This is a genomic window from Pseudonocardia broussonetiae (genome assembly GCF_013155125.1).
In the GTDB taxonomy this organism is placed as follows: domain Bacteria; phylum Actinomycetota; class Actinomycetes; order Mycobacteriales; family Pseudonocardiaceae; genus Pseudonocardia; species Pseudonocardia broussonetiae.
The window spans coordinates 5282980-5309851 of record NZ_CP053564.1 but is presented as its reverse complement, the minus strand read 5'-3'; the positions used below and the strand labels follow the sequence as shown (position 1 = coordinate 5309851).

General features: G+C 74.8%; 26 protein-coding genes. 11 read left to right on the top strand and 15 right to left on the bottom strand.

Features of this window, described 5'->3' with window-relative positions; all coding sequences use genetic code 11:
• Positions 1–19: 19 nt before the first annotated feature.
• Positions 20–1168 (bottom strand): channel-forming protein ArfA/OmpATb, encoded by a 1149-nt coding sequence (gene arfA / locus HOP40_RS25750; protein ID WP_172162975.1) that lies wholly within the window; start codon positions 1166–1168, stop codon positions 20–22.
• A gap of 282 nt (positions 1169–1450) precedes the next feature.
• On the opposite strand from arfA, the gene fabG reads away from it, so the two are divergent.
• Positions 1451–2209 (top strand): 3-oxoacyl-ACP reductase FabG, encoded by a 759-nt coding sequence (fabG, locus tag HOP40_RS25745; protein ID WP_172162972.1) that lies wholly within the window; start codon positions 1451–1453, stop codon positions 2207–2209.
• Positions 2210–2219: 10 nt separating this feature from the next.
• Positions 2220–3452, top strand: coding sequence for a DUF4032 domain-containing protein (locus HOP40_RS25740; protein ID WP_172162969.1), 1233 nt, complete (start codon positions 2220–2222; stop codon positions 3450–3452).
• Positions 3453–4620: 1168 nt separating this feature from the next.
• Here HOP40_RS25740 and cydC read toward each other — a convergent pair.
• The 6 genes from cydC to HOP40_RS25710 form a co-directional block, all read right to left on the bottom strand.
• Positions 4621–6279, bottom strand: a complete 1659-nt coding sequence (gene cydC / locus HOP40_RS25735) for a thiol reductant ABC exporter subunit CydC (protein WP_172162966.1) — start codon at positions 6277–6279, stop codon at positions 4621–4623.
• A complete protein-coding gene (gene cydD / locus HOP40_RS25730; RefSeq protein ID WP_240157280.1) occupies positions 6276–7832 on the bottom strand; it encodes a thiol reductant ABC exporter subunit CydD in 1557 nt (518 codons plus the stop codon). The genes cydC and cydD overlap by 4 nt, the downstream gene beginning before the upstream one ends.
• Before the next feature lie 28 nt (positions 7833–7860).
• Positions 7861–8844, bottom strand: coding sequence for a cytochrome d ubiquinol oxidase subunit II (gene cydB, locus HOP40_RS25725; protein WP_172162960.1), 984 nt, complete (start codon positions 8842–8844; stop codon positions 7861–7863).
• 9 nt (positions 8845–8853) lie between these two features.
• A complete protein-coding gene (locus HOP40_RS25720; protein ID WP_172162957.1) occupies positions 8854–10248 on the bottom strand; it encodes a cytochrome ubiquinol oxidase subunit I in 1395 nt (464 codons plus the stop codon).
• Between the two features lie 116 nt (positions 10249–10364).
• Positions 10365–11027, bottom strand: coding sequence for an anti-sigma factor family protein (locus HOP40_RS25715; RefSeq protein WP_172162954.1), 663 nt, complete (start codon positions 11025–11027; stop codon positions 10365–10367).
• Positions 11024–11530 (bottom strand): sigma-70 family RNA polymerase sigma factor, encoded by a 507-nt coding sequence (locus HOP40_RS25710; RefSeq protein ID WP_240157279.1) that lies wholly within the window; start codon positions 11528–11530, stop codon positions 11024–11026. The genes HOP40_RS25715 and HOP40_RS25710 overlap by 4 nt, the downstream gene beginning before the upstream one ends.
• Positions 11531–11631: 101 nt before the next feature.
• Between HOP40_RS25710 and HOP40_RS25705 the strand changes: the two genes are divergently transcribed.
• From HOP40_RS25705 to HOP40_RS25670, 8 genes are all read left to right on the top strand, one after another.
• The gene (locus tag HOP40_RS25705) at positions 11632–12198 is read left to right on the top strand and encodes a hypothetical protein (RefSeq protein ID WP_172162951.1); all 567 of its coding nucleotides are present in this window, start codon (positions 11632–11634) and stop codon (positions 12196–12198) included.
• Positions 12198–12800 carry a DUF6529 family protein gene (locus HOP40_RS25700; protein ID WP_240157278.1) on the top strand — a complete coding sequence of 201 codons (603 nt, stop codon included), beginning with the start codon at positions 12198–12200 and terminating at the stop codon, positions 12798–12800. Before HOP40_RS25705 ends, HOP40_RS25700 begins: the two co-directional genes overlap by 1 nt.
• 11 nt (positions 12801–12811) lie before the next feature.
• Positions 12812–13273: a Rieske (2Fe-2S) protein gene (locus tag HOP40_RS25695; protein WP_172162948.1), complete on the top strand. Its 462-nt coding sequence runs from the start codon at positions 12812–12814 to the stop codon at positions 13271–13273.
• A 122-nt stretch (positions 13274–13395) separates the two neighbouring features.
• Complete coding sequence (locus tag HOP40_RS25690; RefSeq protein WP_172162945.1) at positions 13396–15279, top strand: methylmalonyl-CoA mutase family protein; 1884 nt, start codon at positions 13396–13398, stop codon at positions 15277–15279.
• Positions 15276–17414 (top strand): methylmalonyl-CoA mutase, encoded by a 2139-nt coding sequence (gene scpA, locus HOP40_RS25685; RefSeq protein WP_172162942.1) that lies wholly within the window; start codon positions 15276–15278, stop codon positions 17412–17414. Before HOP40_RS25690 ends, scpA begins: the two co-directional genes overlap by 4 nt.
• Before the next feature lie 63 nt (positions 17415–17477).
• A complete protein-coding gene (gene meaB / locus HOP40_RS25680; RefSeq protein WP_172162939.1) occupies positions 17478–18479 on the top strand; it encodes a methylmalonyl Co-A mutase-associated GTPase MeaB in 1002 nt (333 codons plus the stop codon).
• A 122-nt stretch (positions 18480–18601) separates the two neighbouring features.
• Positions 18602–19420, top strand: a complete 819-nt coding sequence (locus HOP40_RS25675; protein WP_172162936.1) for a metal-dependent hydrolase — start codon at positions 18602–18604, stop codon at positions 19418–19420.
• A complete protein-coding gene (locus tag HOP40_RS25670) occupies positions 19417–20244 on the top strand; it encodes a DUF1932 domain-containing protein (protein WP_172162933.1) in 828 nt (275 codons plus the stop codon). The genes HOP40_RS25675 and HOP40_RS25670 overlap by 4 nt, the downstream gene beginning before the upstream one ends.
• A gap of 15 nt (positions 20245–20259) precedes the next feature.
• On the opposite strand, the gene HOP40_RS25665 is transcribed toward HOP40_RS25670, so the two are convergent.
• The 3 genes from HOP40_RS25665 to HOP40_RS25655 form a co-directional block, all read right to left on the bottom strand.
• A complete protein-coding gene (locus HOP40_RS25665) occupies positions 20260–20415 on the bottom strand; it encodes a hypothetical protein (RefSeq protein ID WP_172162930.1) in 156 nt (51 codons plus the stop codon).
• Positions 20416–20510: 95 nt separating this feature from the next.
• The gene (locus HOP40_RS25660; RefSeq protein ID WP_172162927.1) at positions 20511–21278 is read right to left on the bottom strand and encodes an SDR family oxidoreductase; all 768 of its coding nucleotides are present in this window, start codon (positions 21276–21278) and stop codon (positions 20511–20513) included.
• On the bottom strand, positions 21275–23065 hold the full coding sequence (locus tag HOP40_RS25655) for an ABC transporter ATP-binding protein (protein WP_172162924.1): 1791 nt from the start codon (positions 23063–23065) through the stop codon (positions 21275–21277). The genes HOP40_RS25660 and HOP40_RS25655 overlap by 4 nt, the downstream gene beginning before the upstream one ends.
• 75 nt (positions 23066–23140) lie before the next feature.
• Between HOP40_RS25655 and HOP40_RS25650 the strand changes: the two genes are divergently transcribed.
• On the top strand, positions 23141–23560 hold the full coding sequence (locus tag HOP40_RS25650) for a MarR family winged helix-turn-helix transcriptional regulator (protein WP_240157277.1): 420 nt from the start codon (positions 23141–23143) through the stop codon (positions 23558–23560).
• Between the two features lie 12 nt (positions 23561–23572).
• Here HOP40_RS25650 and HOP40_RS25645 read toward each other — a convergent pair whose 3' ends face one another.
• Genes HOP40_RS25645 through HOP40_RS25625 form a run of 5 tightly spaced genes read right to left on the bottom strand, consistent with a single transcriptional unit; the run spans position 23573 to position 26868 of the window.
• On the bottom strand, positions 23573–24298 hold the full coding sequence (locus HOP40_RS25645; RefSeq protein WP_172162921.1) for a ferredoxin reductase: 726 nt from the start codon (positions 24296–24298) through the stop codon (positions 23573–23575).
• 16 nt (positions 24299–24314) lie between these two features.
• Entirely contained in the window at positions 24315–24917 is a 603-nt protein-coding gene (locus HOP40_RS25640; RefSeq protein WP_172162918.1) for a sulfite oxidase-like oxidoreductase, read from the bottom strand.
• A 7-nt stretch (positions 24918–24924) separates the two neighbouring features.
• A complete protein-coding gene (locus HOP40_RS25635) occupies positions 24925–25416 on the bottom strand; it encodes an NUDIX hydrolase (RefSeq protein WP_172162915.1) in 492 nt (163 codons plus the stop codon).
• 31 nt (positions 25417–25447) lie between these two features.
• Positions 25448–26221: an LLM class F420-dependent oxidoreductase gene (locus HOP40_RS25630; protein ID WP_172162912.1), complete on the bottom strand. Its 774-nt coding sequence runs from the start codon at positions 26219–26221 to the stop codon at positions 25448–25450.
• Complete coding sequence (locus HOP40_RS25625; protein ID WP_172162909.1) at positions 26218–26868, bottom strand: Pr6Pr family membrane protein; 651 nt, start codon at positions 26866–26868, stop codon at positions 26218–26220. Before HOP40_RS25625 ends, HOP40_RS25630 begins: the two co-directional genes overlap by 4 nt.
• Positions 26869–26872 lie beyond the last annotated feature (4 nt).

Sequence of the window (26872 nt, the reverse complement as noted above, 5' to 3'; positions counted from 1 at the left end):
GACGGCTCCTCCTCGGTTCTCAGACGACGGTGATCTGCACGCGGCGACCGGCGGCCTGCGCGGCAGGGGAGTCGCCCTCGCCGAGCCCGCGGGCGACGATGTTGTCCGCCGGGACGCCGCCGGCCACGAGCGCGTCGCGGACGGTGGCGGCGCGCTGGTCGGACAGCTCCTGCGCGGTGAGCCGGCCGTCGCCCGGGCCGGTGGCGACGAAGCCGTCGACCTGCAGCCGCGCACCGGGGACCTGCGCCACCAGCCGCACGATGCCGTCGACGGTCGCGGCGCCGGTGGCCGTCAGCACCGGGCTGTTCGGCTCGAACGTGACGGGTGCGGCGCCGGTGAGGGAGTCGACGGCGGTCTGCAGCTCCCGCTTGCCGGCGTCGTCGAGCTCCCCGGTCGGGGCGGTGCCGCCGCCGGACGCGGTGAGCCGGTTGTCGACCGTGGTGCCGGGCAGCGCCGTCGACAGCGCCTGCCCGGCGGCCTGCGCGGAGGCCGCGTCGGGCGCGGTGCCGGTGAGCGTGAGCGTGTCGCCGTCGATCGACGCCGCGACGCCGTCGGAGGCCGCACCGAGCAGCGCGGCGGTCGTGCCGACGCTCGCCGCGGTGACACCGGGCCGGGGGAGCGCCCCGGGGGTGACGGTGAGCTCGTCGACGACGGTGAGCCCGCCCGCCTGCTCGGTGGCCGCGGCGACGAGCGCCGTGCGCTCCTCCTCCGAGCCCACGACGCCGGTGAGCACGATCTCCTCGCCGCGCCGCGCGATGCCGAACGGGCCGCCGGCCGCGGCGCCGGGGCCGGCACCCGGACCCTGCCCGCCGGGAGCCTCGCCGCCCGGCGCCGGAGCCTCGGGAGCGCCGGGCACCGGCGCCGTGGCCACCCGCACGCCCGGGACGCCCTCGACGACGTCGACGGCGCGCTGGGCCTCGGGGCCCGAGACGCCGGTCAGGAGGGCGTCGCGGCCGCTGAACGCCACGCCGGCGCCGGTGATCCCCGCGGCGGCGAGCGACCCGGTGGCCGCGCGCGTCAGCCCGTCCTCGATCTGGGGGCGGGGCCACAGCAGCGTCAGACCGGCCAGGACGGTCGGCACGACCAGCGCGGCGGCGGCCAGCGGCAGCCAGGCGGGGCGGTGGCGGGATCGATCGGCAGAGGTCGCGTAGCCCACTGGCCCTCGCATTCCGGTTGCAGCGTCTCGGGCGTCATCGGGGAGGGCGGCACCTGGCGCCCCGACCCCGGCGGATGCTCGACCATGATGATCACGGATCGGTGACGGGGGCGACACGGCTCGTCACCCTGTCGGGGTCGAGCGGCCAGCGGTCGGTGTGCGGAGACCGGCGGTGCCGCGTGCCCCGGACGGCGTCGCCCCGATCGGCGTCCGGCCCATCCGACGCGTTCGGTGGAGCCGGGTGCCCGGATGCGAGGATCGGGGCGACAAGACCCGGCGACGAGGAGTGCTCACATGACGGACGACCAGCGGGTGGCCATCGTGACCGGCGGCGCGCGCGGCCTGGGTGCCGCGACCGCCCTGCGCCTGGCGCGCGACGGCATGGCGGTCGGGGTGCTGGACCTGGAGGAGTCGGCCGCGAAGAGCGCCGTCGACGCCATCGAGGCCGAGGGCGGCCGGGCCCTGGCCGTCGGCGCCGACGTGGCCGACGCCGCCGCCGTCGACGCCGCCGTCGCGCGGATCGAGGCGGAGCTGGGAGCGCCGACCGTCCTCGTCAACAACGCCGGGATCACCCGCGACAACCTGCTGTTCAAGATGACCGAGCTCGACTGGGACTCCGTGATGGGCGTCCACCTGCGCGGCGCGTTCCTCATGTCGAAGGCCGTGCAGAAGCACATGGTGGCCGCGAAGTGGGGCCGCATCGTGAACCTGTCGTCGACCTCCGCGCTGGGCAACCGGGGCCAGGCCAACTACGCCACGGCGAAGGCCGGGCTGCAGGGCTTCACGAAGACGCTCGCGATCGAGCTGGGCAAGTTCGGCGTCACCGCCAACTGCATCGCGCCCGGGTTCATCGTCAGCGACATGACCCGCGCGACGGCCGAGCGCATCGGCGAGGACTGGGACACCTACGTGTCGACGCGCGCCGCGCAGATCCCGGTCGCCCGCGCCGGCGTGCCCGAGGACATCGCCCACACCGTGTCGTTCCTGGTCAGCGAGGGTGCCGGGTTCGTCTCGGGGCAGGTCATCTACGTCGCCGGCGGACCCAAGGCCTGACGGTCCTCCGGTGCGCTTCATCTTCCGGCCACCCGCCGCGCACGCGGCGGGGCTGCTGACGCTGCCGTGGGCCACGCCGCTGGAGGAGTGGGACGACGAGCACCTGCTCGAGGTGGCGCAGCGCGGCATCTCGCGGCACGTGGTGCGGTTCGTCGAGGCGGACGGGATGGTCTACGCGCTCAAGGAGATCGACGAGCGCCTCGCCCGGCGGGAGTACCGCCTGCTCGGCGAGCTCGAGGCGATGGGCATGCCGGCGGTGTCGGTGCTCGGCATCTGCGTGGAGCGGGGCGGTGACCAGGACGCGATCCTGGTCACCCGCTTCCTCGAGTACTCCATGTCCTACCGCTACGTCTTCTCCCTCGGCCACACGCACCAGCCGGTCGACCAGCTGATCGACGCCATGGTCGAGCTGCTCGCCCGCCTGCACCTGGCCGGGCTGTTCTGGGGCGACTGCTCGCTGTCCAACACCCTGTTCCGCCCGGACGCGGGCAGCGTCGCGGCCTACCTGGTCGACGCCGAGACCGCCGAGCTGCACCCCTCGCTCACCGACGGCCAGCGCGGGTTTGACATCGACTACGCCGTCGAGCGCGTCGGCGGCGAGCTGCTCGACCTGCAGGCCGGCGGGCTGCTGCCCGCGGAGGTCGACCCGATCACCGTCGCCGCCCAGCTCCCGCTGCGCTACCACGCGCTGTGGGACGAGCTGACCCGCGAGGAGCTGCTGCAGCCCGAGGAGCAGCGCTACCGCGTGGCCGAGCGGATCGACCGGCTCAACGAGCTCGGCTTCGACGTCGACGAGATCGAGCTGGTCACCACCGACGAGGGCGCGCGCCTGAAGGTGCACACCCGCGTCGCGGAGTCGGGCCGCCACCGGCGCCGGCTCTTCACGCTCACCGGGCTGGAGGTCACCGAGAACCAGGCCCGCCGCCTGCTCAACGACGTCGTCAGCCACCGCGCCTACCTGGAGCAGAAGGAGGGGCGTGCGCTGCCGGAGTCGGTGGCGGCCCACCGCTGGCGGTCGGAGGTCTACGACAAGGTGATGGCCATGGTGCCCGCCGACCTCTCCGACCGCCTCGCCCCCGCCGAGGTGTTCCACGAGATCCTGGAGCACCGGTGGTTCCTGTCGGAGGCGGCGGGGCGGGACGTGGGTACGACGGCGGCGGCGAGGTCGTACGTGCAGAAGATCCTGCCGTCGACGCCGAAGACCCTGACGGTGCTGCCCGAGGGGCCCGGGAGCGCGAGCTGATCGCTCGGCCCGTGATCGTCGAGAGTGCGACGGCACGGTCGTTGGCCCGTCTCCCGCGCGCCGAGCGGGCTCCCGCGCGTCCCCGGCGGTCCGCGGGAGCGCGGAATGCGCGCGGCAGCCGGGAACGCGCGCGGGACCGCAGGAGCTACTGCCCCCGCCGGCCCGAGACCCTGTGATCGTTGGGACTGTGACGTCACGGTCGTGCGGGGGAGCGTGGTGGTGCGGTTCCGGTGATCACGTCGCGGTGATCGTTGGGAGTGTGACGCCACGGTCGCGCCGACGACCGCAGCGGTGCGGTCTCGGCGATCAAGGGCGGATGGCGGGCGCGGGCGGCGTCGGGATCGGCGTCCACCGCACCTCACGTTGGTTCGAGCAGCCGTGAGGTGCGACCGGCGGTGATCCTCGCGCCCCGGCCGCCCTGCAGGGGTCGTGATCGTCGGGAGTGTGACTCCACGGTCGTGCCGAGGACCGTGGTGGCGCGGTTCCGGTGATCACGTCGCGGTGATCGTCGGGAGTGTGACGCCACGGTCGTGCGGGGGACCGTGGTGGTGCTGTTTCGGTGATCAAGGGTTGGTGATCGTCGGGCGTGTGACGTCAAGGTCCTGCCGACGACCGCAGCGGTGCGGTCTCGGTGATCAAGGGCGGATGGCGGGCGCGGGCGGCGTCGAGATCGGCGTCCGCCACACCTCACGGTGGTTCGAGCAGCCGTGAGGTGCGACCGGCAGCGATCACCGGGCCCGCAGCCCCGGTGATCGTCGGAAGTGTGACTCCACGGTCGCGCGGGAGACCGTGGTGGTGCGGTTCCGGTGATCAGACCGCGGTGATCGTCGGGAGTGTGGCGTCACGGTCGTCCCGACCACCGCAGCGCTGCGGTGTCGGCGATCAAGGCCCGATGACGGCGGCGTCGGGATCGGCGTCCGCCGCACCTCACGGTGGTTCGAGCAGCCGTGAGGTGCGGCCGGCAGCGATCACCGGGCCCGCAGTCCTGGTGATCGTCGGAAGTGTGACTTCACGGTCGTGCGGGAGACCGTGGTGGTGCGGTTCCGGTGATCAGGGCCGCGGTGATCAGCGGGAGTGTGACGTCACGGTCCTGCCGACGACCGCAGCGGTGCGGTGTCGGCGATCAAGGCCCGATGACGGCGGCGTCGGAATCGTCACCCACCGCACCTCACGACGGTCCCGCGAACCGTGACGTCCGGCCCCCGGCGACCAGGGGAACCACCTCGTCCAGCTCGTCCAACCCCGCAGGATCGTGGGTGATCAGGACGACCGTGCGGCCGCGGGTGGCGTCCAGCACGTCGGCCAGCACCGCATCGCGGGTCTCCGGGTCGAGGTGGGCGGTGGGTTCGTCGAGCACCAGGACCCGGGGGTCGGCGAGCAGGGCGCGGGCCAGGGCGAGGCGGGTTCGCATGCCGCCGGAGAGGCGGTCGCCGTGCGGGCCGGTCTCCGCGTCCAGCCCGCCGGCGGGGGCGAGGGCGCCGGTGAGCCGGACGCGGTCCAGCACCGCCGCCAGCTCGCCGTCCGTGGCGCCGGGCCGGGCCAGGCGCAGGTTCTCGCGGACGGTGGAGTCGAACACGTGCGGGTCGGCGGGGACGCCGCCGATCGCGGCGCGGACGTCGTCGGCGTCCTGCGTGGTGACGTCGACGCCGTCGAGGTGCACCGTGCCGCCGTCGGGGTCGCGGAACCGGAACAGCACCGACGCCAGCGTCGACTTGCCCACCCCGCTCGGCCCGACGACGGCGACGCGCCGCCCGGGCGGGAGGTCGAGGTCGAGCCCGTCGAGCACCCACGGCTCGTCGGGGCCGTAGCGGACGCGCAGGTCGCGGATCCGCAGGCCGGGGGAGGCCGGGAGCACGGGGGCGGCAGACCGCCGCATCACCGCGGGCGGAGTGTCGAGCACGTCGAACAGCCGGGCCCCGGCCGCCCGCAGGGCGCCGAGCCGCGCGGCCACGACGGGCAGCGGCGCCACGACCTCGAACGCGGCCAGCGCCGTCAGCACCAGCACCGCCAGCCCGACGGTGCCCAGGTCGTCGACGGCGGCGACGCCCAGCAGCAGCGTGCCCCACAGCGTCAGCCCCGCCACCAGCGCCGACGCCCCGGCGCCGAGCCCGAGCAGCGTCGCGTCACGACGGGCCACGCGGGTGAGCGCGGCGTCGGCGGCCTCGACGCGCGCGACGGCGGCGTCCATCGCGCCGAACGCCTGCAGGTCGGGGGCGCCGTGCACGGCGTCGACCAGCGCCGTCGACAGCTCCGCCCGCGAAGCCGCCGCCCGCCGCCCCGGCCCGCGCCCGGCCGCCGCGGCGAGCAGCGGCACGGCCAGCCCGCCGAGCAGCAGCCCCGTGGCCAGCAGGACGCCGCCGGGCACCAGCACCGCCGTCGACAGCGCCACCACCCCGGCCCCGGTGACCAGCGCCGCCGCCGGCGGGGTGAGGCCGCGGACCAGCAGGTCCTGCGTGGCGTCGGTGTCGCCGACGAGCCGGGTCACGAGGTCGCCGGAGCGGAAGCGGCGCACGGGTTCGGTCGCGGCGAGCCGCTCGTAGACGCGCACGCGCACGTCGGCCAGGGTCCGCAGCGCGGCGTCGTGGGTGATCAGCCTTTCCAGGTAGCGCGCCACCCCCCGCGTGACGCCGAGCGCGCGCGTCGCGACGACGGCGACGCTGAGCGCCGTGAGCGGGGGCTGCGCGGCGGCCGTCGCGATCAGCCAGGCCGCGACGGCGAGCAGCGCCACCGCCGACGCCGTCGCGACCGCCCCGGCCAGCACGCCGAGCGCGAACCGCGCCCCCCGCGGCCGGGCGAGCGCGATCATCCGGAGCAGCGGGTCGCTCATGCCGGGACCAGGGCGTCGAGCCGCACGACCTCGTCCGCCAGGTCGGCCCAGCCCTCGTCGTGCGCCACGACCACGGCCGTCCGGCCCCGGACCAGCTCGCGCACCGCCTCCCGCACGCCGGCGGCCGTGGCCGCGTCCAGGTGCGCGGTCGGCTCGTCGAGCAGCACGACCGGGGCGTCGCGCAGGAACGCGCGCGCGAGCGCCACCCGCTGCCGCTGCCCCGACGACAGCCGCGTGCCGCGCTCGCCGAGCCGCGTGTCGTAACCCGCGGGCAGCCCGGCGACCACGTAGGCCAGCCCCGCCTGCTCGGCCGCGCGCACCACCTCGGCGAGCGGGGCATCGGGGGATCCGAGCCGGATGTTGTCGGCCAGCGTCGCGTCGAACAGGTGCGGGCGCTGCGGCACCCAGGCGATGAGCCGGCGCCACTGCACCGTCGACAGGACCGCGAGGTCGCGGCCGTCGACCGTGATGCGCCCGGAGTCCGGCTCCGCGAACCGCAGCAGCAGCGCCAGCAGCGTCGACTTGCCCGCCCCGCTGCGCCCGGTGACCAGGGTGGTCGTGCCGGCCGTGAGGGCGAGGTCGAGGCCGCGCAGCACGGGGAGATCGCCGTAGGACAGCGAGACGTCCTCGAACCGGACGACCGACGGCGCCGGCACCGGCGGCCCCTCGACGACGGCCGGCACCGGCCGCTCCAGCACCGCGAACACGCGCTCGGCCGCCGCGACCCCCTCCGTCGACGCGTGGAACCGCGCCCCCACCTCGCGCAGCGGCAGGTACGCCTCCGGCGCGAGGATCAGCACGAGCAGCGCGGTCTCCAGGTCGAGCTGCCCGTAGAGCAGGCGCAGCCCGACCTCGACTGCCACCAGCGCGACCGCGAGCGTCGCCAGCAGCTCCAGCACGAACGCCGAGAGGAACGCGATGCGCAGCGTGCCCAGCGTGGCGTCGCGGTGGGCGTCGGTGGCCTCGCGGATGCGCGCGGCCTCGGCCTTCGAGCGGCGGAACAGGGCGAGCGTCGGCAGGCCCTCGACGACGTCGAGGAAGTGCCCGCCCAGGCGCTCCAGCAGCCGCCACTGCCGCCGCGTCCGGGCCTGGGTGTGCCAGCCGACGAGCGCCATGAACAGCGGGATGAGCGGCAGCGTCAGGCCGATGACCAGCGCCGAGACCCAGTCCGCCCGCGCGACGACCACCAGCACCGCCGCCGGGACGAGCACCGCGAGCACGAGCTGGGGCAGGAACCGGGCGACGTAGTCGTCGAGGGCGTCGAGCCCGCGCGTGGCCAGCGTGACGACCTCGCCCGCGTCCTGGGGCGCCCGCCCGACGCTGCGGACCAGCCGCCGCCGCAGCGCCGACTTCACCGACGCCGCGCTGCGCAGCGCCAGCGCCTCCCCGCCGTAGGCGAGCGCGACGCGGGCGAGCACGAACGCCCCCAGCGCGGCGACGGAGACGGAGAGCTCCGCCGTCGCGATCGTCCGGGCGAGGATCCCGGCCTGCACCAGGATCAGCGCGGTCGTCGCCACCCCGCACGCGACGGTGACCGCCAGGTGCACCCGCACCGCGCCGACGCTGCGGACCAGCCGGGGGTCAAGAGGCCTCAACGCGCACCCGCTTCCGGAACACCCAGTAGCTCCACGCCTGGTACCCGATCACCAGCGGCAGGAACACCGCCCCGATGACGCTGAGCACGCCGAGCGTGTACGGCCCCGACGACGCGTTCGCGACCGTGAGGTCGAACGCGGGGGAGACCGTCGACCGCATGAGCGCGGGATGCAGCCCGTCGAAGACCACCACCGCCAGCGCCACGACCGCCGCCGCCGTGGCCGCGAACGCCCACCCCTCGCGACGCCGGGCCGCCGCCGCGACGGCCGCCAGCAGCAGGCCCACCGCGAGCAGCGCCGCGACCGCGCCCGAGCCCTGGTCGCGCACCGTCCAGGCCAGGAACCCGCCGGCCACGGGCACCGCGGCGAACGCCGACGTCCGGGCCGCGAGCCGTGCGCGGTGGCGCACCGGGCCGTCGGTCTTGAGACCGAGGAACAGCGCGCCGTGCAGCACGAACAGCGTGGTCGTCGCGAGGCCGCCGAGCAGGGCGTAGGGGGAGAGGAGGTCGACCAGACCCGAGCGGACCACGCCGTCGGCGCCGATCTCGACCCCGCGCAGCAGGTTCGCGAACACCAGGCCCCAGCCGAACGCGGGCACCAGGCTGCCGCCGAGGATCGCGGCGTCCCAGCGCCTGCGCCACACGACGGAGTCGATCTTGCCGCGGTACTCGAAGGCGACCCCGCGGAACACCAGCGCCACCACGATGAGCAGCACCGGCAGGTAGAAGCCCGACAGCGTCGCGGCGTACCAGGCGGGGAAGGCGGCGAACATCGCGCCGATCGCGGTGATCAGCCAGACCTCGTTGCCGTCCCAGACCGGGCCGATCGCGTTGATCATCGTGCGGCGCCCGGCCTCGTCGCGGCCGACGGTGGGCAGCAGCATCCCGACGCCGAAGTCGAAGCCCTCCAGCACCAGGTAGCCCGTCCACAGCAGGGCGATGGCGAGGAACCAGAGCGTGGGGAGGTCCATGGTCCGCTCCTAGTAGGTGAAGGCCGGGACGGCGGCACCCGGCGCGACGGTGGGCGTGACGTGGGCGGGGCCGGCCTGGACGTAGCGCCACAGCAGCCGCGCCTCGACGACGGCGAGCGCGCCGTAGAGCAGCGTGAACACGCTCAGCGAGAACGCGACCTCCCCGAGCGAGACGCCGGGCGAGACGCTCGCGGCCGTCATCAGCTCGCCGACGACCGTCCACGGCTGGCGGCCGATCTCGGTGAGCACCCAGCCCGCGATGTTGGCGGCGAGGGCGGCCGGCAGAGCCAGCACCGCCACCCCGTACATCCAGCCCTGCTCGGGGAGCCGGCCGCGGCGGGTGAGCCAGAGCCCGAGCACGCCGACGGCGATGCCCGCCCCGCCCAGGCCCATCATCAGCCGGAAGGCCCAGTAGAGGACCGGCACGTTCGGGACGTAGTCGGCGGGGCCGAACTGCTCCTCGAAGCGCTCCTGCAGGTCGACGATGCCCTCGACCTCGCCGGTGAACGACCCGGTCGCGAGGAACGACAGCACGTAGGGGACCTGGACGTTGACGACGTTGCGCGAGCCCTCGACGTCGCCGACGGCGAACAGCGAGAACCCGGTGGGGGCCTCGGTGCGCCACAGCGCCTCGGCCGAGGCGAGCTTCATCGGCTCGTACTGCGCCATCAGCTTGGCCTGGTGGTCGCCCGACAGCGCCACCACCGCACCGGCGACGACGGTCGTGACCAGCCCCGCGCGCAGGGTCGTGCGGAACATCGTCGAGTCGGCGTCGCGGTGGCGCCACAGCCGGTAGGCGCTGACGGCCACCACGAACAGCCCGGCCACGACGAACGACGCCCCGAGCACGTGCACGTAGGTCGACCACGCCTGCGGGTTGGTCAGGACCGCGCCGATGTCGGTGAGGCGCGCGCGGCCCGTGGCCTCGTCGACCGCGAAGCCGACGGGGTGCCGCATCCAGGCGTTCGCGGCGAGGATGAAGTAGGCCGAGAGGTTCGAGCCGAGCGCGGCGGCCCAGATCGTCGCGAGGTGGACGCGCTTGGGGAGCTTGTCCCAGCCGAAGATCCACAGGCCGATGAACGTCGACTCCAGGAAGAACGCGAGCAGCGCCTCCAGGGCCAGCGGGGCGCCGAAGACGTCGCCGACGAACGTCGAGTAGGTCGACCAGTTCATGCCGAACTGGAACTCCTGCACGATGCCGGTCACGACGCCCATCGCGAAGTTGATGAGGAAGAGCTTCCCGAAGAACCGCGTGGCGCGCAGGTACTCCTCGCGGCCGGTGCGGTGCCACGCGGTCTGCAGCGCGGCGACGACGACGGAGAGCCCGATCGTCAGCGGCACGAACAGGAAGTGGTAGATCGTCGTGATCCCGAACTGCCAGCGGGCGAGGTCCAGGGCGTCCACGCGGTGCCTCCCGACTCGAACTTCTACGTCTTGTAGTAGTTCTACACCACGTAGAACATCGAGTGCGGGGAGTGTGTTCCGCGGCTCCTGGCAGGTCGCTGGACGGGCGGTGTGAGCTAGACCCGCAGCGTGATGAGGTCCGTGCCGCCCTCGTCGCGGATCGCGACGGCCAGGACGTCCTCGGGATCGATGATCGCCGAGCCCTGCACCGTGCCGCCCTCGACCTCCCAGGCGGGGGAGACCAGCCAGCTCCCGGCGACGTTCTCGGTGCCGTCGCGGCCGACCACGATGATCGTGCAGCGCTTCCCGGCCGGGATGCCGCGCACGGTCGTCGCCACCCGCACCCACCCGGCCGCGGGCGTCACCGTGGCCGAGGCGACGATCGTCCCGGCCGTGCCCTCGAGGGTCCGGGCGCCGGCCGCGACGGTCGTGGACCCGGGCGCGAGCGCCTGCCCGAGCACCGCCCCGCCGCCGACCAGGGCCACCGCGACGGCCACCGCGGCCGCCACCAGCGCGAGCCGCCGGCGCCGCCGCGCCCCGCCGCGCTCGGCCCGCACGGCGCGGACGGTCCGCGCCAGCAGCAGGTCGGAGTCGGGCGGGCCGTCGAGGAAGACCTCGGGCGGCACGTCGCGCAGCGCGAGCGCGGTGCGGCTGAGCGAGGCGAACTCGCGCCGGCAGTCGGCGCAGCCGGCGAGGTGGGCGTCCATCGCGCGCGCCTCGTGGTCGTCGAGCAGGCCGAGGGCGTGGGCGCCGAGGTCGCCGCGGTCGTGGAGCGTCATCGGGCCTCCATCACCGAGCGCAGGGCGCGCAGCGCGTAGAACGACCGCGACTTCACCGTGCCCTTCGGCACCCCGAGTGCGACGGCGGCCTCGTCGAGGTTGCGCCCGTGCAGGTAGACCTGCTCCAGCACGGCGCGGTGCTCGTCGGACAGCGTCCCCAGGGCCGCGTGCACGGTGACCGACGCGGCCACGGCGTCGGCGTGGTCGCGCGCCACCGGGGGCCGCTCGGGCTCCTCGGCGACCTCGCGCGGGCGGGAGTCCCGCGCCCGGATGCGGTCGATGACGATGTTGCGCACCACGGTGAGCAACCACCCGCGCACCGATCCGCGCCCGTTCGTGAGCACGTCGGGGTGGCGCCAGGCCCGGACGAGGGCCTCCTGGACCACGTCCTCGGCCGCGGCGCGGTCGTCGAGAAGTCGTGTCGCGTACACCAGCATCGCCCGTCCGTGTTCGGAGTAGACGGCGTGGACCAGCGCCTCGTCGCCGGTACTGGTGCGGTCCACGGGCGAGGACCCTACTCACGGTCACCCACCTGCCCCCCACACGGACGGACCCGGCGGACGGTTCAGCTGAACCCCGGCCGTCACCCGTCCGTGTACCGGTCATGACGCGCACCGCTCCCCTGATGACGCTGCTGGCCGTCGCCGCACTCGGCGGCGGCCTGTTCGCCACGAACCACCTGAGCACCCCCGCCCCGACGGCCGTGCCGGTCGCCGCGAACGCGGCCGCCCCGGCTCCCGCCGCACCGGTCACCGGCACGGTCCCGGAACCCGCCGCACCCGCTCCCGAGCCGCAGGTCGAGGAGGCGGAGGCGGCGGCCGAGGAGGTGGCCCCCGCACCCGACGAGGCCGCCTACGCCGGTCGCACCGAGGGCCGCGACATGACCGTCGCCGTCGTCGTCACCGGTGACGACGCCGTCGCCTACGTCTGCGACTCCGACGACGAGGTCTGGCTGCGCGGCACCGTCACCGACGGTGAGCTGACGATGGAGAACACCGCCGGCACCGCGACCCTCTCCGGCACCGTCGACGCCGATGGCGCCGCGGGCACCGTCACCGTCGGCGACGACGAGTACGCCTTCACCGCCGAGGCCACCGACATCGACGAGGCCGTGGCCGGCGGGCGCGAGGACGTCGCCGACGTCGCCGACCGCGCCGGGATGGACTACTGATGAGCGCCCCGACCGCCGGCGCCCGCCGCGTCGCCGAGGACGAGCGCTACACCGAGGAGGGCCCGACGCACTCCGCCGCGCCGGCGGTCCGCACCGGGCCGCTGCTGGTGGCCGTCGCGCTCGGGACGCTCGTCTCCGTCGGCCTCGGCGTCTACGGCCGCCTGCACGAGCCGGCGTTCTTCGCGATCAGCGTCGCCGGGTTCTCCAGCGGCACCGCCGTGAAGAGCTGGCTCGGCACGGCCGCGTTCGTGCTCGTGCTGGCCCAGGTCGTGTCGGCCCGGCGCATGTACCGCGGCGGCGGGCGGGTCGCGGCGGCACTGCACCGCTGGTCCGGGCGTGCGGCGGTGCTGCTGACCGTGCCCGTCGCCGTCCACTGCCTGTACGCCCTGGGCTACCAGGACTCCACCCCGCGCGTGCTCGTGCACTCCCTCGCGGGCTGCGCGGTCTACGGCGCGTTCGTCGCGAAGATGCTGGTGCTGGGCCGCCCGGGCGGCCCGCGCTGGGCGGTGCCGGTGCTGGGCGCGCTGCTGTTCGTCGCGCTCACCGCGCTGTGGCTCACCTCGTCGCTGTGGTTCTTCACCACCTCCGGCCTGACGTTCTGAGAGGCACCCCGATGACGACCCGACGCTCCCTGCTCGCCGCGGCCTGCGGCACCTGCGCCGCCGCCCTGACCGGCTGCGCCGGCTACGGGCCGGGCCGCAGCGCGGCGACGGCACCGCTGCCGCCCACGTCGGCGGCGACCGTGCCCGACCCGGCCGCCGCCCCCACTTCCACCTCGATCCCCGTCGCCGACGCCCTCGCCGCCGCGGCGGCGGTCCCGGTCGGCGGCGGGCTCGTGCTCGCCGACCTCGACCTCGTCGTCACCCAGCCCGTGGAGGGCGAGTTCGCGGCGTTCTCGGCCACGTGCACGCACCAGGGCTGCGCGGTCACCGAGGTCGTCGACGGCCAGATCGTCTGCCCCTGCCACGGCAGCACCTTCTCGATCACTGACGGCGCGCCGACCGCGGGCCCGGCCGAGCAGCCGCTGCCGCCGCGGGCCGTCAGCCTGCAGGGGGGCCGCATCGTGCTGGCCTGAACGGATCTGGGGTGAACGGTTCTGGGCTGAACGGTTCTGGGCTGAACGCGCTCCGGCGGACGTGAGCGGAGCCACCACCGTCGGTGGAGCTACGACCGGCACAGGGTCACTACGATCCGGGGATGCCCGAGGCAGAGTCGTCCGAGGTGTCCGTGTTGCCGCTGGCCGCCGAGTTCCCCGCCGCCACGGAGGCGGAGTGGACCGCGCTGGTCGATGCCGTGCTGCGCAAGGCCAAGCGCATCGGCGAGGACGCCCCCGAGGGCGCCGGCGTCGAGAAGCTGGTGCGCCGGAGCCCCGAGGGGATCGCGGTCCGCCCGCTCTACACGGAGGTGCCCGACGCCCCGGTCGGCGTGCCCGGCGCGGCGCCGTTCGTCCGCGGCGCCACCGCCGACGGCCCGGTGCCCGACGGCTGGGACGTCCGGCAGCGCCACGCCGGCACCGACGCCGACGACCTCCGCGCGGCCGTGCTGGCCGACCTCGAGAACGGCGTCACCTCGGTCTGGCTCGACGGCGTCGCACCCGCCGACCTCCCGCACGTGCTGGGCGACGTCCTGCTCGACCTCGCCCCCGTCGTCCTCGACGCCGGCGCGGGCGACCAGGCCGCGCTCGCCGAGGCGTTCCTCGCCCTCGCCGCCGAGCGCGGCACCGGGGAGGCGCTGCTCGGCACGCTGGGCCTCGACCCGGTCGGGCTGCGCGCCCGCACCGGCGACGGTCCCGCGGTCGACTCGGTCGTCGCGCTCGCCGAGCGGGTCGCGGCCGACCACCCGCTCGTCCGGGCCGTCGTCGTCGACGCCCTGCCGGTGCACGCCGCGGGCGGCTCCGACGCCCAGGAGCTCGGCTTCGCGCTCGCCGCGGGGCTGGAGTACCTGCGCGTGCTGGAGCCCCTGGGCGTGCCGACGGCGTCGCGGCTGCTGGAGTTCCGCCTCGCCGCCACCGCCGAGCAGTTCCCGACGATCGCCAAGCTGCGCGCGGCCCGGCGGCTCTGGGCGCGGGTCACCGAGGCCTGCGGGTCTGCGCAGGGGGAGGGAGCACAGCCCATGGCGCAGCACGCCGTCGCCTCGCCGACGATGTACACCCGCCGCGACCCCTACGTGAACCTGCTGCGCGGCACCCTCGCCGGGTTCTCCGCGGGCGTCGGCGGGGCCGACGCGGTCACCGTCGCCCCCTTCGACGCCGCACTGGGCGCGGCGCAGCCGTTCTCGCGGCGGATCGCGCGCAACACGCAGGCGCTGCTGGTCGAGGAGTCGCACCTCGCCCGCGTCATCGACCCCGCGGGCGGCTCGTTCTACGTCGAGTCGCTCACCGACGAGCTCGCCCGCGCCGCCTGGGCGTTCTTCCAGGAGATCGAGGCGGCGGGCGGGGCGGTCGCCGCGCTCGACTCCGGGTTCGTCGCCGAGCGCACCGCCGAGGTCCGCGCCCGCCGCGAGCGCGACGCGGCCACCCGCAAGCGACCGCTCACCGGCGTCAGCGAGTTCCCCGACCTCGACGAGAAGCCCGTCGAACGGCAACCGCTGCCCGGGCGCCCCGGCGGCGGGCTGCCGGTGTACCGGCCGGCCGGCGCCTACGAGGAGTTCCGCGACCGCTCCGACGCCGTCCTGGCCGAGACGGGGTCGCGCCCGCGCGCGTTCCTGGCCACGCTCGGCCCGCTCGCGGCCTACACCGCCCGCGCCGGCTTCACCCGCAACCTGCTGCAGGCGGGCGGGATCGAGCCCGTCGAGGCCGGACCGACCGAGACGGCCGCCGACGTCACCGCCGCCTTCGCCGAGGCCGGCACGCCCGTCGCCGTCCTGTGCTCCACCGACCGGATCTACGCCGAGCGCGCCGCCGAGACGGTCGCCGCGCTCCGCGAGGCCGGCGCCACGCACGTGCTGCTGGCCGGGAAGAGCGACCTGGAGGGCCTCGACGGCACGCTGCACGCCGGCTGCGACGCCCTCGCCGTGATCGACGCCGTGTTCGAGGCGACTGCCGTGTTCGAGAAGTCCGGCCACCAGGAGGGTGCGCGATGATCCCCGACTTCACCCAGGTCCCGCTCGACGCCGAGCGGGTCAGCGGCGAGTGGGCGGGCGCCGGGCAGCCGTGGGACTCGCCCGAGGGCATCCCCGTCTCGCCGCTCTACACCGCCGCCGACCTCGACGGCCTCGACTTCCTGCGGACCTACCCCGGCATCGCGCCCTACCTGCGCGGTCCGTACCCGGCGATGTACACGACGCAGCCGTGGACGATCCGCCAGTACGCGGGCTTCTCGACGGCCACCGAGTCCAACGCGTTCTACCGGCGCAACCTCGCCGCCGGGCAGAAGGGCCTGTCGATCGCGTTCGACCTGGCCACCCACCGCGGCTACGACTCCGACCACCCGCGCGTCGGCGGCGACGTCGGCATGGCGGGCGTCGCCATCGACTCGATCTACGACATGCGCCAGCTCTTCGACGGCATCCCGCTCGACGAGATGTCGGTGTCGATGACGATGAACGGCGCGGTGCTGCCGGTGCTGGCGCTCTACATCGTGGCGGCCGAGGAGCAGGGGGTGGAGCACGCGCAGCTGACCGGGACCATCCAGAACGACATCCTCAAGGAGTTCATGGTCCGCAACACCTACATCTACCCGCCGCAGCCGTCGATGCAGATCATCTCCGACATCTTCGGCTACACCTCGCGGGAGATGCCGAAGTTCAACTCGATCTCGATCTCCGGGTACCACATCCAGGAGGCCGGGGCCACGAACGACCTCGAGCTGGCCTACACCCTCGCCGACGGCGTCGAGTACCTGCGGGCCGGCATCGACGCCGGCCTCGACATCGACAAGTTCGCCCCGCGCCTGAGCTTCTTCTGGGCGATCGGCATGAACTTCTTCATGGAGGTCGCGAAGCTGCGCGCGGCCCGGCTGCTGTGGAGCAAGCTCGTCGGCCAGTTCGACCCGAAGAACGCGAAGTCGCTGTCGCTGCGGACGCACTCGCAGACCTCGGGCTGGTCGCTCACCGCGCAGGACGTCTACAACAACGTCATCCGCACCTGCATCGAGGCGATGGCCGCCACCCAGGGCCACACGCAGAGCCTGCACACCAACGCCCTCGACGAGGCGCTCGCGCTGCCCACCGACTTCTCCGCGCGCATCGCCCGCAACACCCAGCTGCTGCTGCAGCAGGAGTCGGGCACCACCGACGTCATCGACCCGTGGGGCGGCAGCTACTACGTCGAGAAGCTCACCCACGACCTGGCCCGCCGCGCGTGGGGGCACATCGAGGAGGTCGAGAAGGCCGGCGGGATGGCGCAGGCGATCGACGCGGGCATCCCCAAGCTGCGCGTCGAGGAGGCCGCGGCCCGCACGCAGGCCCGGATCGACTCGGGCCGCCAGCCCGTCATCGGCGTCAACAAGTACGTGGTGGCGCAGGACGAGCAGCTCGACGTCCGCAAGGTCGACAACGCCGGTGTCCGCGCCGAGCAGCTCGACAAGCTGCGCCGGCTGCGCGAGGAGCGCGACTCCCGCGAGGTCGACGCCGCGCTGGAGGCGCTGACGAACGCCGCGGGGAAGGACCGCCGCTCCGACGACGAGAACCTGCTGCACCTCGCCGTCGTCGCGGCGCGGGCGAAGGCCACCGTCGGGGAGATCTCCGACGCGCTGGAGAAGGTGTACTCGCGCCACGCGGGCCAGATCCGGATCATCTCCGGGGTGTACTCGGAGGAGACCGGCAAGAACCCGACGTTCGACCACGCCCGCGAGCTGGTCGACGCGTTCGCCGCGGAGGAGGGGCGCCAGCCGCGCATCCTCGTCGCGAAGATGGGCCAGGACGGCCACGACCGCGGCCAGAAGGTGATCGCGACGGCGTTCGCCGACCTCGGCTTCGACGTCGACGTGGGCCCGCTGTTCCAGACGCCGGGCGAGGTCGCGCGGCAGGCGGTGGAGGCCGACGTGCACGTCGTCGGCGTCAACTCCCTGGCCGCGGGGCACCTCACGCTCGTGCCCGAGCTGCGCGAGGAGCTGGCGAAGCTCGACCGCTCCGACATCATGGTCGTGGTCGGCGGCGTGATCCCGCCCGCCGACGTCCCGACGCTGCTGGAGATGGGCGCGGCGGCGGTCTTCGGGCCGGGCACCGTGATCGCCGAGGCGGCGGTGGACCTGCTGACGAAGCTGGGGGAGAGCTGACCCCCCTGTGCGCGGCAACCGTTGCCAGGGGCACGGTTGCCGCGCACGAGGGCCGGAGGCCCCGTGGGTGAGCGGCAGCGCCGTCCGGTCGACGTCGCGGCGCTCGCCAAGGGCGTGCGCGAGGGGTCGCGGTCGCTGCTCGCGCGGGCGATCACCCTGGTCGAGTCGAACCGGCCCGACCACCGCGTCGCCGCGCAGGAGCTGCTGCTCGAGCTGCTGCCGCACGCCGGGGGAGCGGTGCGCGTCGGGATCAGCGGCGTACCGGGCGTCGGCAAGTCGACGTTCATCGAGGCGCTGGGCACCCGGCTCACCGGCGACGGCCACCGGGTCGCCGTGCTCGCCGTCGACCCGTCGTCGACGCGCACCCGCGGCTCGATCCTGGGCGACAAGACGCGGATGGCGAAGCTCGCCGTCGACGAGAACGCGTTCGTCCGGCCCTCGCCCAGCGCCGGCACGCTCGGCGGCGTCGCCCGCGCCACCCGCGAGACGATCGTGCTGATGGAGGCCGCCGGGTACGACGCGGTGCTCGTCGAGACGGTCGGCGTGGGGCAGTCGGAGGTGACCGTCGCGGGGATGGTCGACACGTTCCTGCTGCTCACGATCGCGCGCACCGGCGACCAGCTGCAGGGGATCAAGAAGGGCATCCTGGAGCTCGCCGACGTCGTCGCGGTGAACAAGGCCGACGGGAACCACGAGCGCGACGCGAAGGTCGCCGCCCGCGAGCTGTCGGGCGCGCTGCGGCTGATGACGCCCACCCACGAGTCCTGGCGCCCGCCGGTCCTGCCGTGCAGCGCACAGACGGGGATGGGCCTCGACGAGGTGTGGTCCGCGGTCCGCGAGCACCGCAGCACGCTGGAGTCCGACGGCTCGCTGGGCCGGCGCCGGGCCGACCAGCAGGTGGAGTGGATGTGGGCGATGGTCCGCGACCAGCTCATGGACCGCCTGCAGGCAGGAGCCAAGGACACGATCGGCGAGCTGGAGCACGGGGTGCGCAACGGCGACGAGACCCCGACGCGCGCCGCGGCCCGGCTGCTGGACACCCTGGGCCTGCCGGACCAGCGCTGACGCTGTCGCACACGTCGTGGTGCCTCGCACGGTGTCCAGCGTGTGCGACGCACCGGAGGGTCTGCGCCGAGCGGACGGCGCGCCTCATCCCCGCCGCCCTCGCGGTTGCGTAGCGTCACCACGTGCTCGGGGTCAGTCATGCCACGTCCGGTGCCGTACTCGGGTTGGCGGTGGCCGGGTACGCCCCGCTCGCCTTCGGCATCGAGCCCTCCGCGGGGTCGGTGCTCACGTTCGCCGCGGTCTGCGCGGGCGCCGCGCTGCTGCCCGACCTCGACCACCCGTCGTCGACGGCGACGAAGCACTTCACCGCGGCCTCGTTCCTGGCCTCGCAGGTGGTGCGGCCGCTGTCGGGGCTGGTCTACCGGCTCACCCGCGCCCGCCGCGACACCGGCAAGGGCACCCACCGCGGGCTGACCCACACCGTCCTCGGGGCGGTGCTGCTCGGGCTGGGCGTCAACCTCGCCTCCGCGGCGTGGGGCGCGCCGGTGCTGCTCGGCACGCTGTTCGTCTGCCTGGCGCTCGCGATCAAGGGCCTCGACGCGATCGTGCCCGGGCCGCCGTCGCTGGTGGCCGCGGCCGCGCTGACGTTCGCGGTCGAGGCCTACGTGCCGGGCGGGACGGCGGGCACGGCCGGGTGGCTGGGCACCGCGGTGGCGCTCGGGATGGTCGTGCACTCCGTCGGCGACGCGATCACGGAGTCCGGTGCCCCGCTGCTGTGGCCGGTGCCGATCCGCCAGCGCCGCTGGTACCCGGTCGGCAGCCCGCGCCCGCTGCGCTTCCGCACCGGCGGGAAGGTCGAGGCGTGGCTCGTCGCGCCCGGGCTGACGGTGGCGGCGTTCGTGCTGGCCGCGCTCGTCGTCCCCGGGGTCGCGCCGGTGCTGCTCGACCTGCGCGACCGGGTCGAGCAGCTGATCGCCGGTGCGGCCATGATGGCGCCATGAGCACGCCCCCGACGCCGACGCTGCCCTCCCGCCCGGTGATCGGGATCCTGCACCCCGGCGTGATGGGGGCGGCGATCGGCTCGTCGCTCAAGCCCGTGGCGGGGGCGGTGATCTGGGCGGCGGCCGGGCGGAGCGTGCCCACGTCCAAGCGCGCCGAGACCGCCGACCTGGTCGGCGTCCCGGACGTGCCCGAGCTGGCCCGGCGCGCGCACCTGATCATCTCGATCTGCCCGCCGCACGCCGCGCTCGACGTCGCGGGGCAGGTGGCCGACGCGCTCGGCGACCGCGCTGAGCGCCCGCTCTACGTCGACGCCAACGCCGTCTCGCCGGCCACCGTCGCGGCCATCGCGGAACGCCTCGGCGCGGAGCACGTCGTCGACGGGGCGGTGATCGGGCCGCCGGCGTGGGAGCGCGGGAGCACGGTGCTGTGGCTGTCGGGGGGCCGCGCGGCGGAGGTGGCGGCGCTGTTCGACCGCTCCCCGTTCGACGCCCGTGTCCTGGGCGCCGACCTCGGTGCGGCCAGCGCGCTCAAGGCCTGCTTCGGGCTGCAGAGCAAGGTGGTGCCGGCGCTGTGGCTGACGATGGCCCAGGCGGCGCGCGCCCACGGCGTCGAGGACGCGCTGCGCGAGGAGTTGGCCCGCGACGACATCGACTACCCCGCGCTGATCAGCCGCGCCGCCGGGCAGGCGGCCGAGAAGGGGTGGCGCTGGGCGGGAGAGATGGAGGAGGCCGCCGACGCGATCGCGGCCCTCGGGCTGCCCGACGGCTTCTCGCGCGCGGCGGCCGAGGTCTACCGGGCGGCCGGGAACCCCGAGGGACGCTGAGCCGGCCCGATCGGCCTACTCCGCGGAGCGCTCGGCGAACTCCTCGGCGGTCCCGAACGGCGTCGACCACCCGCGGTTCGACGGCGCGTCCGCCGCGAACGCCACGGCGGCACCGCCGACGGCGAGCACCGCCGCGAGCGCGCCGGCCAGGATGAATCGGGTGAGCTGCATGGCGCCAGCCTGCCGACAGCGCCCGCCGCCGTCAGGTCGCGCGCCGGGATCGTCCCCGAAGGTGTGAGGGCCCTCTAGCCCGTTCGGACGAGCCGTCACGGGGAGGAGCGGCGGAACCCGCCCTCCGCGTCGACGACCTGGCCGGTGATCGACGCGGCGTCGGCGGAGAGCAGGAGCGCGACGACGGCGGCGGCCTCGTCGGCGGTGTTCCAGCGCCCGCGCGGCATGTGGCGGGCGACGTACGCGTCCAGGTCGGGCGTGGCCCAGCCGGTGTCGGTGGGACCGGGGTTGACGCAGTTGACGGTGATGTCGCGGTCGGCGAGCGCGTCGGCCAGGGTCGGGGTGATCGCGGCGAGCGTGGCCTTCGTGGCGGCGTAGGGGATCTCGCCGGGCATCGGCCCGCGGTGCGCGCCGGAGGTGAACAGCACGACCCGGCCGCCGGTGCCGGTGAACTGCTCGGCGAAGGCCTGCACGAGCAGCAGTGACGCCCGCACGTTGACCGCCCACACGGCGTCGAGCACCGCCGCGTCCAGGTCGGCCAGCGTCGCGTCCTGCGACCGGGCGTGGTTGACGACGAGCGTGTCGAGGCGGCCGTGCACCTCGACCGCGCCGCGGACGAGCGCGGCGGGCGCGGCCGGGTCGGCGAGGTCGACCGACGCGTGCCCGAGCCGGCCGTCGGAGTGCCCGAGCGCGGCGAGCACGCCCTCGACGCCCGCGGGGTCGGCGCCCCACGGCTCCGTGGCGTCGTAGGGGCTCCAGGACTGGGCGAAGACGCGGTGGCCGTCGTCGAGCAGGCGCCGGGCGATGGCGAAGCCGATGCCGCGGCGCCTGCTGACGCCCGTGACGAGCGCGGTGCGGGTCATGCGGCCAGGGTGGCGTACCGGCCGTGCTGCGCGACGAGCGCGTCGTGCGTGCCGGACTCGACGATGCGGCCGTGGTCGACGACCGCGATCCGGTCGGCGTCGCGGACGGTGGAGAGGCGGTGCGCGATGGTGATCGTGGTGCGGCCCCGCGACAGCGCGTCGAACGCGGCCTGCACGGCCTTCTCGGTGGAGGTGTCGAGCGCCGAGGTGGCCTCGTCGAGCACCAGCACGCGCGGGTCGCGCAGCAGGGTGCGGGCGATGGCCAGGCGCTGCTTCTCCCCGCCGGAGAACCGGTGGCCGCGCGAGCCGACCATCGTGTCGTAGCCGTCGGGCAGGCCGGCGATGAGGTCGTGGACCTGCGCGGCGCGCGCGGCGGCCTCGATCTCGGCGTCGGTGGCGTCGGGCTTGGCGTAGCGCAGGTTCTCGCGGACGGTCGTGTGCAGCAGGTAGGTCTCCTGGCTGACGACGCCGACGACGGCCGCGAGGTCGGTGAGCCGCATGTCGCGCAGGTCGACGCCGTCGATCGTCACGCGTCCGGCGTCCGGGTCGTACAGGCGGGCGACGAGCGCGGCGAGGGTGCTCTTGCCCGAGCCGGTGGCGCCGACCAGGGCCAGCGTGCTGCCGGCCGGGACGTCGAGGGTGACCCCGGCGACGGCCGCGGTGTCGGCGCCGTCGTAGGCGAACGTCACGTCCTCGATGCGGACGTGGCCCGGCATCCGCGACGGGTCGACCTCGACCGGGTCGGCCGGGTCGTCGACCTCGACGGGCAGGTCGAGGTACTCGAAGATGCGCGCGAACAGCGCGAGCGAGCTGACCAGCGACACGCCCACGCTCATCAGGCCGAGCAGCGGGCGGAACAGGCCCGCCTGCAGCGTGGTGAACGCGATCAGCGTGCCGATCGACAGGGTGGTGGTGAAGCCGGCGCCGAGGTAGATGACGGCGGGCACGGCGGCGAACACGACACCGGTCGAGGCCATCCGCCAGCGTCCGGCGAGCTGGCTGCGCAGCTCCAGGTCGACGAGCCGCTCCGAGGAGCCGGTGAAGCGCTGGACGAGCGCAGGGCCCGCGCCCATCGTCCGGGAGAGCTGGATGCCGCTGATCGACAGGCCCTCCTCGACGGTGACGTTGAGGTCGGCGAGCTCGCGCTGCTGCTGCGCGGTGATCGCGCGGCGCATCCGGGCGACCCGGCGGGTCAGGTAGACCGCGGGGGGCAGGACGACCAGCGAGACGAGCGAGAGCTGCCAGGACAGCACGGCCATGGCGACGGCCGTGGCGACCGCGGTCGTCAGGTTGGAGGCGACGGACGTGGCCGTCGAGGTGACGACGGTCTGCATGCCGCCGATGTCGTTGGTGATGCGCGACTGCACCTCGCCGGTGCGGGTGCGCGTGAAGAACGCGATCGACTGGCGCTGCAGGTGGGTGAAGACGTCGGTGCGCAGCCGGTGCATGACCTGCTGGCCGACGGAGGTGGCGATCCAGGTCTGGACGACGCCGAGCGCGGCGGTGACCGCGGCGACCACGACCATCGCGCCGGTGAGCCAGGCGAGGAGGGTGGTGTCGCGCTCGGGGAGCGCGGTGTCGATCACGGCGCGGAGCAGGAACGGGGAGGCCAGGGCGACGACGGACGACGCCACGATGATCAGGGTGACCGCGGCGAGCGAGCCGCGGTGCGGGGCGAACAGGCGGCCGATGCGGCGCAGGGAGACCTCGCGGGCCTGGGCCTTCTCGGCGGCGGTGACGGTGCCGCGCCCGGCGCGGCGGGAGAGCTTCTCGGTGTCGGCTTCCAAGTGGATCCTTCCGGTCAAGTTGCTGAGGTAACCTCACTATGAGGCTGCAACCCGCCGGGTGTCTAGTCTGTTCCCGTGTCGGACTCACCAGCTTCGGGGTCGCTCTCGGACGGCTTCCGGGCCGTCGCCCGCCGGATGCGGGAGGCCGCGCGCGAGGCGCTGGCGCCGTGGGACGTCACGCCGTCGCAGGCGCGGGCGCTGGGCACGATGCTGCGCCTGGGCCCGCTGCGCCTGGGCGACCTCGCCGAGCACCTGCGGATCGCGCCGCGCTCGGCGACGGAGGTGGTGGACGCGCTGGAGGGCCGCGGGCTGGTGGAGCGCACCCCCGACCCGGCCGACCGCCGGGCGACGCTGGTCGTGCCCACCGAGCGGGGGCGGGAGACGGGCGAGGCCATCCGCGCGGCGCGGGCGGCGGAGTCGGAGAGCGTGTTCCGGGAGCTGTCGGAGGAGGACCGGGCGGAGCTGGCGCGGATCCTGCGGGCGCTGGCGCGCTGAGAGCGACGAGCGTCAGCCCGAGGGCCCGAACCGCTCCGTCCGGATCGCCCCCACCGGCACCCCGACGGCCGCCAGCAGGTCGGTCACCCCGTCGCAGAAGGCGGGCGAGCCGCAGACGAACACCACCTCGTCGGCCCGCACGAGCGGGGCGAGGTCGTCGGCGGTGAGGCGGCCGCGGGGGCGGCCGGGGAGGTCGGCGCGCGTCAGCACCACCGTGGTCTCCGGGCCCGCCAGCTCGTCGGCGTAGTACAGGTCGGCCCCGGTGCGGGCCGACACGACGAGCCGGACGAGGTCGGGGCGACCGATCGCGCGGGCGTGGCGCAGCATCGCCATCAGCGGCACGACGCCCGACCCGCCGCCGACGAGCAGGGCCGGCGTGTCGCCGGTCCAGGCGAAGAAGCCGCCCCCGATCGGCCCGCGGACCTCGAGCTCGTCGCCCGGCTCCGCGACGTCGTGCAGGTACTCCGACACCTCGCCGTCGGGCAGCCGCTCGACCGTCAGCTCGACCTCGTTCGTGCCGTCCGGTGCCGAGGCCACGGAGTACGCGCGGGAGGCGGTGTAGCCGTCGGGAGCGGTGAGCCGCACGACGTAGTGCTGGCCGGGCAGGTGCGGGCGCGGGTCGGGCAGCGCCAGCCGGAGGGTGCGCGCGGTGGGCGTCTCGTCGCGCACCGACACCACGCGCGCCTGCTGCCAGCGCAGCGTCCGGCGGTGCGTGGTGCCCGCGCTCGTGTCCGTCACAGGTCGTCCCGGGTCATCAGTCGCCCTGGTAGCGCTGCTCGGACCAGGGGTCGCCCCGGTCGTGGTAGCCGTTGCGCTCCCAGAAGCCGGGCTCGTCGTGGTCGAGCAGGCGCAGGCCCGAGACCCACTTCGCGCTCTTCCAGAAGTACAGGTGCGGCACCAGCAGCCGGGCCGGCCCGCCGTGCTCGCGGGTGAGCGGGGTGCCGTCGGCGTCCCACACCACCCACGCCTTGCCGCCGGTCAGGTCGGCCAGCGGCAGGTTCGTGGTGTAGCCCGAGTGCGTGAGGACCACCGCGTGCGTGGCGGCGGGCAGCGGCCCGGCGGCCTCGAGCAGCGTGTCGACCGAGACGCCGTCGAAGGTCATGTCGAACTTCGACCAGGTCGTGACGCAGTGGATGTCGCCGGCGTACCGCGAGCGCGGCAGGGCGTGGATCTCGTCCCACGTCCACGACACCGGGCGCTCGACGAGCCCCTCGACGCCGAACGTCCACTGCGCGGTGTCGAGCGCGGGCGTCGACTCGATGTGCAGCACCGGCCACTCGTCACGCGCGTCGTACTGGCCAGGGGGCAGCCGCGGATCGCGGGCGCGCCGTCCGGTGAAGCCTCGGGTGATCGCCATGCCGTGCTCAACCCCCTCGGGGTGCGGTGGATTCCGGGGCGAGCGCGGCGGCCAGCCGGTCGACGAACTCGACCTGCGCGGCCACCAGCTTGCGCCGCGCGGTCTCCAGGTCGAACCAGGCCACGCGGTCGATCTCCGGGAAGGCCTGCACCGTGCCCGACTTCGGCGGCCACTCCAGGTCGAACGTGCCCGGGTGCAGGAAGGCGGGGTCGAAGTCGCCCTCCCGCGCGAACACCGTGATCTGCTTGCGGCCCCCGCGCTGGGACACGGTGCCCAGCTCGCGGGACTCCCCGGACGGCGGCCGGTGCCCGAGCTCCTCGGTGAACTCGCGCTCGGCGGCCGCGAACGGCTCCTCGTCGGGCTCGTGCTCACCCTTGGGGATCGACCAGGCGGCGTCGTCCTTGCGCGCCCAGTAGGGCCCGCCCATGTGCCCGAGGAGCACCTCGACGCCGCCGGGCCCCTCCCGGTACAGCAACAGCCCTGCGCTCAGTACGGCCACCGCCCCAGCATCCCAGACGGAGAGCCCCGGATCAGGAACGGGAGTCGCGCCAGGCGATCCACTCCTTGAGCAGCCCGAGGTCGTAGTCGGGCCCGCCGACGCCGACGGTGAACAGCGTCGCGCCCGCGTCGACCAGCGCGTCGGCGACCTCGCCGGGCGGCTTGCCGACCCCGATCGACCGTTCGACCTGCGACGGCTCGCGCCCCACGTCGGCGCAGTGGCCGTCGAGGATCCCGTTCTTGCGGACGAGCGTGTCGACGTCGCCGAAGCTGTGCCAGATCTGGGCGTGCTCGGCGGTGTAGCGCAGCGTCTTCTTCTCCCCGCCGCCGCCGATGAGGATCGGGATCTCGCGGGTCGGGGCCGGGTTGAGCTTCGACCAGCGGTCGCGGATGCGGGGCAGCGCCTGCGCGAGGTCGGCGAGGCGGGAGCCCGCGGTGCCGAAGTCGTAGCCGTACTCGTCGTAGTCGCGCTCGAACCAGCCCGCGCCGATGCCCAGGATCAGCCGCCCGCCGGAGATGTGGTCGACGGTGCGGGCCATGTCGGCCAGCAGCTCGGGGTTGCGGTAGCTGTTGCAGGTGACCAGGGCGCCGATCTCGACGCGGGAGGTGGCCTCGGCCCAGGCGCCGAGCATCGTCCAGCACTCGAAGTGCGCGCCGTCGGGCTCGCCGTAGAGCGGGAAGAAGTGGTCCCAGTTGAAGACCACGTCGACGCCGGCCTCCTCGGCCTCCGCGACGGCGGAACGGATCTGGCGGTACTCGGCGTGCTGCGGCTGCAGCTGGACACCGATCCGGATGGGGTGCGTCATGCCCCGATCCTGGCACCGCCCACGGCGCGGCGCCCGAGCAGACGATCGACGCCCAGCACCGCCGCGGCGAGCACGCCGAACAGCACGGCGATGCCGACGCAGTTGAACGCCACCTGCGCGTAGCCCAGCTCGACGACGTCGACGAACGGGTAGGGGTACCAGCCGATGACCGCCCCGCGCACCAGCGTGAACGCCAGCCAGGCGACGGGGTAGGCCAGGGACAGCAGCACGACCCGGCGGTCGGTGGTGCCGCGCGGACCGAACAGCACCCAGCCGACGAGCGCGAGCGCGGGCGACACGGAGTGGAACAGCTGGTTCGCGACCTCCTCGGCACCGCTCAGGTCGCGCAGCCCGGCGAGCAGGGTGTGGTAGACCGCCGCGGTCACGGCGATGCCCACCAGCGCGTCGAGCCGCAGCACGGCAAGCACCGTCGAGCGGCGTTCCGGGCGCAGCGCGATGGCCGCCGAGGTGCCCGCGACCAGCAGGTTCGTCAGGATCGTGAAGAACGTGAAGAGGTTGGCGACGCGCGCGGCCGGCGTGTCGAACGCCCCGTCCTGCGCGGCCGCGGTGATCGGGATCTGGAGGGCGAGCGCGACGACGACGACGGCGGCGGTCGCGGCGTTCCAGACACGGCCGGTGACGGACATGTGA

Excerpts from the sequence above, each read along its gene's own strand:
- arfA (WP_172162975.1), bottom strand. The coding sequence starts at position 1,168 with ATGCGAGGGCCAGTGGGCTACGCGACCTCTGCCGATCGATCCCGCCAC.
- fabG (WP_172162972.1), top strand. The coding sequence starts at position 1,451 with ATGACGGACGACCAGCGGGTGGCCATCGTGACCGGCGGCGCGCGCGGC.
- cydC (WP_172162966.1), bottom strand. The coding sequence starts at position 6,279 with ATGAGCGACCCGCTGCTCCGGATGATCGCGCTCGCCCGGCCGCGGGGG.
- cydB (WP_172162960.1), bottom strand. The coding sequence starts at position 8,844 with ATGGACCTCCCCACGCTCTGGTTCCTCGCCATCGCCCTGCTGTGGACG.
- HOP40_RS25715 (WP_172162954.1), bottom strand. The coding sequence starts at position 11,027 with ATGACGCTCCACGACCGCGGCGACCTCGGCGCCCACGCCCTCGGCCTG.
- HOP40_RS25705 (WP_172162951.1), top strand. The coding sequence starts at position 11,632 with ATGACGCGCACCGCTCCCCTGATGACGCTGCTGGCCGTCGCCGCACTC.
- HOP40_RS25700 (WP_240157278.1), top strand. The coding sequence starts at position 12,198 with ATGAGCGCCCCGACCGCCGGCGCCCGCCGCGTCGCCGAGGACGAGCGC.
- HOP40_RS25695 (WP_172162948.1), top strand. The coding sequence starts at position 12,812 with ATGACGACCCGACGCTCCCTGCTCGCCGCGGCCTGCGGCACCTGCGCC.
- HOP40_RS25690 (WP_172162945.1), top strand. The coding sequence starts at position 13,396 with ATGCCCGAGGCAGAGTCGTCCGAGGTGTCCGTGTTGCCGCTGGCCGCC.
- scpA (WP_172162942.1), top strand. The coding sequence starts at position 15,276 with ATGATCCCCGACTTCACCCAGGTCCCGCTCGACGCCGAGCGGGTCAGC.
- HOP40_RS25670 (WP_172162933.1), top strand. The coding sequence starts at position 19,417 with ATGAGCACGCCCCCGACGCCGACGCTGCCCTCCCGCCCGGTGATCGGG.
- HOP40_RS25665 (WP_172162930.1), bottom strand. The coding sequence starts at position 20,415 with ATGCAGCTCACCCGATTCATCCTGGCCGGCGCGCTCGCGGCGGTGCTC.
- HOP40_RS25660 (WP_172162927.1), bottom strand. The coding sequence starts at position 21,278 with ATGACCCGCACCGCGCTCGTCACGGGCGTCAGCAGGCGCCGCGGCATC.
- HOP40_RS25640 (WP_172162918.1), bottom strand. The coding sequence starts at position 24,917 with ATGGCGATCACCCGAGGCTTCACCGGACGGCGCGCCCGCGATCCGCGG.
- HOP40_RS25630 (WP_172162912.1), bottom strand. The coding sequence starts at position 26,221 with ATGACGCACCCCATCCGGATCGGTGTCCAGCTGCAGCCGCAGCACGCC.
- HOP40_RS25625 (WP_172162909.1), bottom strand. The coding sequence starts at position 26,868 with ATGTCCGTCACCGGCCGTGTCTGGAACGCCGCGACCGCCGCCGTCGTC.